Source organism: Limnospira sp. PMC 1279.21, from assembly GCF_032349615.1.
GTDB classification, from domain to species: Bacteria; Cyanobacteriota; Cyanobacteriia; order Cyanobacteriales; family Microcoleaceae; genus Limnospira; species Limnospira fusiformis.
On sequence record NZ_JARPLU010000082.1, the window covers coordinates 1 to 5390 of the forward strand.

4 protein-coding genes are annotated in these 5390 nt (G+C 45.5%); 2 read left to right on the plus strand and 2 right to left on the minus strand.

All coding sequences use genetic code 11. The annotated features are described in order from the left end of the window. Nucleotides 1-483: 483 nt before the first annotated feature. Together P5683_RS13610 and P5683_RS13615 are read right to left on the minus strand one after the other, a co-directional pair. Nucleotides 484-621 carry a hypothetical protein gene (locus tag P5683_RS13610; RefSeq protein ID WP_006624191.1) on the minus strand — a complete coding sequence of 46 codons (138 nt, stop codon included), beginning with the start codon at nt 619-621 and terminating at the stop codon, nt 484-486. Nucleotides 622-638: 17 nt separating this feature from the next. Continuing rightward, the gene (locus tag P5683_RS13615; protein ID WP_035759293.1) at nt 639-2330 is read right to left on the minus strand and encodes a transglutaminase-like domain-containing protein; all 1692 of its coding nucleotides are present in this window, start codon (nt 2328-2330) and stop codon (nt 639-641) included. A gap of 121 nt (nt 2331-2451) precedes the next feature. Between P5683_RS13615 and P5683_RS13620 the strand changes: the two genes are divergently transcribed. Further along, nucleotides 2452-3300: a DUF928 domain-containing protein gene (locus tag P5683_RS13620; RefSeq protein WP_315640174.1), complete on the plus strand. Its 849-nt coding sequence runs from the start codon at nt 2452-2454 to the stop codon at nt 3298-3300. 99 nt (nt 3301-3399) lie between these two features. Then, nucleotides 3400-5175: a ShlB/FhaC/HecB family hemolysin secretion/activation protein gene (locus P5683_RS13625; RefSeq protein WP_315640175.1), complete on the plus strand. Its 1776-nt coding sequence runs from the start codon at nt 3400-3402 to the stop codon at nt 5173-5175. Nucleotides 5176-5390 lie beyond the last annotated feature (215 nt).

Below are 5390 nucleotides of genomic sequence, written 5' to 3' on the forward strand. Positions count from 1 at the left end.
AGCGCTATTACTACGCATCCGGTTAATTACCTATCAACCTGCGGAATGTAGGTTTTTAAAAACCTCCACTATCACCCCCCTTACATTACGGAAAATAGTTAAGTTTTACTAATCATTCCGTGGAAATGGTTTTAATTTTCCCAAGTATGTTAAGAATTCATACATTTTTATTGATAATTTCTCGTAAACACTTGACGAGATTATAGGGGTTCTGCTTTCATCATATAAATCGCACCCAAGGGCTTGCTATGTCTACACGCAAAAAAGTTGGCTGTAACCCCTATTTTATGGCAGTTAAAAATATTCTCTGGTCAAGTTTTTAATCTCACGAATCACGAGTTTTTCGCCTTTGGCCACTGCTCGAACTTGCCACCCCTTGACAAAATAACTTTTTTATGCTGACGGGGTGATTAAGTCTTTCCACCCCTCAGAGGAGTTAAAAGAGTTGTGGGGGGAGTCCGGGGAGGGTCAAGAAAAATGGGGTTATTGACCGCGACGTTCCTTTTCTCGGCGGCGGCGATCGCGCCAATCAGCAAAAGTCAAATAGGCGACACCACCGGTTACCAGAAGCAACAGAGCGATCGCCATGAGAAACAGAATATTAACCGTAGTAAACTCCATGAGTGCTGTATCTTCCCCTAAATGGCTGGCAGTTCATCCAAAATGGTAAACCGAACATGGTTAATCGCCAAATTCCCTAGAGAGACTTTTTCCTTATCGACAGGAAGCCCCTGGTTAGTCAGGCGTTGAAACTTCAGCCCCTTACCTATTTCTATATGATACCAAGCCAAGCCCATAAAAAACCGTAAAGGATAAGGTCCACTACCACCAGTATCATCAGGGTTAGACTCCATAGGAACCCAGCCAAAGCCAGGAATATAGAACTCCAGCCAAACATGATTATACTCTGGTTCTAGGGGAACGCCCCGGCGATCAGCAAAAGCCGGACATTTGTAGCGTCCCACCGTCCGACAGGGTATTTCATTTAGCCGTCCCAAAGCCAGCAATACCCCCACATACTCACCGCAGGACCCTATCCCCCGGTCTAGTACCACGTCTGGGGTTTCAATTTTAGCGGTAAGGCTGTAGTCAAGGCGATCGTAAACATAATTCCGAACACTTAATAATTTCCGCAGAATATTAGTTTCTGTCCCCACGGCTTCTTCAGCGGCTTGACGGACTATGGATGATTCCATAGCGAGGTTATCATTATCTACTAGATATTTATCCTTAAATTCCTGAGTTAATGGCTGGATTTTTTCCACATCTAAAGGATGGATTTGATATTTAATTCCTCGGACTTCTAATAATGCTTTCCAGCCAAAGATACGTCTTTCGGCGGAGTTGAGGGGTTTAAACTTAAAAACGGCTACCCTTTCTCCGGCTTCTATTTCCTCGGTGAAGGGAGTCCCAATATAGGAAATTTCCCGAACTTTTTGGCGATCAGTCTCGGAGGGTAGGGCGATACGCCATTCTACATCTTCTAGGTAAATCTCTTCTAAAGGTTCGATTTCCTCTACATAGGACATCTCAATCAGATATCCGTTAGATGTGGCATATCTTTGGGACTCATTGTAGTGAAAATAGAGGGGATGAATAAAAGTGCGATCGCGTTTAGCTAGTTGATATTGTTCATAGGAGTTAGGGTCATCTCGGATAAATAATTCATCTCCCGCATAGGCGACATATAGCACTTCTTCTCCGGTTTCCGGGTCAGTATAGAACCCCAAACCCGTGGGATACTCAAAGGGAGTTAACACATTAAACTTAGTTTCCCCGGTACCACGTTCGAGACAATAAACGGTTTGTTCGAGGCGATCGCATACCCACAATTCCTCATCTCGCACCGTCAAATTTTCGACCCCAATTCCGGGAGCATAAAACCGGGTAATTTCCCGACCGCTAATGAGACTATAAACAAAAATGCACCCCCCCTGTTGAGAACTAATATAAAGGGTAGAGTTCCAAACGGCAATCCCATCAAGATTATAGGGGAGAGTTACCAAAGGTTCCGGTTTCAGACTAGCGATATTCTCACCGACCAAAGCCTCTCGACAAACATAAACCGTATTGTAGCGAGTAAACCATAAATCATTAGACCACACCGCCAAACCCGTTACATCAGCAAACTCAGAAGTCTGATAAGGATTCACCACCGTAGCATTATCAGTTTCCGGGTCTATCCTCAACAAGAACCCCCGCAAGGAATCGATCGCCAAACAATTTTTGCCAACAAAAGTGATACCATAGAGCGAGGAAACCCCCATGGGTCTGATAGTTCTGTGCCGATAATTGCTAGTTGTTCCAACATTCGTTAAATTGAGATTCATGCTAACTTTGACACTCCCACTTTCCAAATACAACAATTTTTGACAGTCAATTACGGAAACATTGGATACAATTTAGCTATCTTGATAACCTGTATGTTAACGAGTTTTTGAGTTGAATCCTATGGTTAAGACAACCCCTACTATTTTGTGGACAACTCTGTTGGGTGCGCTGTGTACCCAAACCATTGTCTGGGGTAGCCTAGTGCGACCAGCGATCGCCTACCCATCCAACGGAGATGTAATCATTCAAAATCAACCATCTCCATGGTTAATAGCCTTCGACCCACCCCAGCGGGGAGTTCCCGGAAGACGGTACGGGGGAGGAACCAGAGGGGAGGTATGTGCTGACTATGCAAGCCTCATCAGTCTAATTCCCGTTTCCACGATGGGTTTGACCGCCCATGAGAAACCCCAATTGTTCTTTTATCTCCCGGTAGCTAGTCGGGATACCCCCATTAAGTTACTTGTGACTAAGTTACCAGATTCAGAGTCTCCCGAAACAGAAGAAATAGTGATTTATAGGACCGAATTTCAACTGGATATGGAAAATCCTGGCATTGTGGGCATAGATCTGGCGGATCTCGATGGCTTTCCGGGTTTGGAAGTGAACCAATATTATCACTGGTACCTGACAATTTTATGTGATCCGGACAATGAATCGGTGAACCAAATTGTGGATGGTTGGATCAAAAGGATCGACTTAGACTCTGATCAGATTCTGACATTAGAAGGACTCAATGAGAGCGATCGCCTAAAATTTTATACAGAAAAGACCCTTTGGTATGATATGGTCGCCGCCTTTTCGGAATTACTTTCAGATAATCGAAGAGATACTCAAGTCCAGCAGGCTTGGCTAGAATTGTTAAGATCGGAGAATCTCGAGCAAGCAGGTCGTAACCGGGTGCGTCTGTATGAACAACCTTTTATTCGGGGTAGTGGCGGGTTACGCAATCAACTCCGTTCTGACTAAGTATCCCCACCAACCCCCCCGTCAATCAAGTAAGCGAGAAATTAACCTGCTGGTAGTGCCACTAGCTGGGGCTACACTTGAAGCCCCCCCATAACCCCTATGAGTTTACATATTCGATTGATAGGTTGTCAAATGACTACCGTTGGGTTGATTCTGTTTTCCCCCCTCGTTTCAGCCCAGGCTTTATTTTCCCCTAACTGTAATTCCGCAGACTGTTTAGGACTTTCTCAAAGTTTCCCCCTACCACCCCAAAGCGACCCTAACCGCGATCGCTTTTTACAACCCCTCCCGTCACCCCCCCAAATACCACCCAACGGGGAACCGGAAATAGAAACACCACCCCCCTCGTCCCCGCCAATTCCCGGTGATGATACTCCCTTCCCCATTAGTGAAATTCAAATAATTGGCAGTAGTATTCTATCGACTGAGGAAATTAATGCGATCGCCTCTACCGTATCAAACCAGACCATCACCCTCAACCAACTGCAAAATATAGCCGATCAGATTACAGAAATCTATCTGAGACGGGGTTATATGACTTCCCGGGCTGTGGTTCCCCAACAGACTATCACAGATGGGGTCGTGGAAATTCTGGTCATAGAGGGAAGTTTAGAAAAAATCGAGGTCGAAGGAACCCGCCGCCTTAATCCTAACTACATTATCAGTCGGGTGAATTTGGGCGCAAAAACTCCCCTAAATACCCTACAACTGGAAAATCAACTGCGACTATTGCGACTTAATCCCCTATTTGACTCTGTAGAGGCTAGTCTGCGTCCAGGAGGTGGCGAGGGACAGAGTATTTTAGTGGTCCGAGTCACAGAAGCTAATCCCATACAGCTTAGTTTTAGCTTAGATAACTATTCCCCCCCCAGTATTGGTAGCCAACGTTTGGGGGTTAATTTTAGTCACCTGAACCTCACGGGAAGGGGTGATTTCCTCTTGGTTTCCTATAAAACTACTCGCCTAATTACTGGGGGGGAGTCGGATATCTTAGATTTTATCTACTCTATCCCGGTTAATGCCATGGATGGTACGATTCAACTGCGGATTCCTCCTTATCGCAATCGGGTGATTACCGAAGAGTTTGCAGACCTCAATATTCAGGGGAACTCTCAGCTTTACGAAATTAGCTATCGTCAGCCTTTGGTGAGGACTCCCTGGGAGGAGTTCGCTTTATCTGCGGGGTTGAGTTATCAGGAAAGTCAAACTTTGGTGGATAATCAGGGGTTGCGCTTTGGCTTTGGTCCAGATGATGATGGTGTGACCCGTCTGGTGGTTCTCAAGTTGGGACAAGACTATATCCGACGCGATCGCCTGGGAGTTTGGGCTTTGCGATCGCAGTTTAGTTTAGGCTTGGGGATATTAAATGCTACTAATACCAAATTTCTGCCCAATAGCGATTTTGTCAGTTGGCTAGGACAGATACAACGGCTACAGCGTATCGGTGACAATCACCTTTTGATTCTTCAGGGAGATCTACAGTTAGCCGCTAACCCCCTATTTCCCTCTCAACAGTTTGTTATCGGTGGCGCGCAGTCTTTGCGTGGCTACCGTCAGAATGTCCGCGCCGGGGATAATGGCTTTCGATTCTCTATTGAGGACAGAATTACCCTTAAACGCGATCGCTTGAATTTACCTACTTTACAGTTAGCACCTTTTCTCGATATGGGCCAGGTTTGGAATCATCCCAACAACCCTAATAGTTTACCCAGTCAGACCTTTTTGGTGGGAGGGGGTCTGGGGTTACTATGGGAACCTATCCCTCATCTGAATATCCGTTTAGATTATGGTTTCCCCCTCATACAACTTCGCGATCGTGGCGACAATCTTCAGGATCATGGCATCTACTTCAATCTAGTTTATACCCTTAACTAGGTAATCCTTACCTATGTCCCCTCAACCCTGATTATTCTCCCCTCTGACCCAACCGAAAAAATTAATAACTTTTTACAAATGCTACCCGCTGATTTATGTCTACCCTCACTCAACCATCATCATTGCCGGGTAATGGTGGGTCAGAAGTCAATTATCCCGGTTTCCCATCATCATTGCGGGGTAATGGTGGGTCAGAAGTCAATTATCCCGTTTCC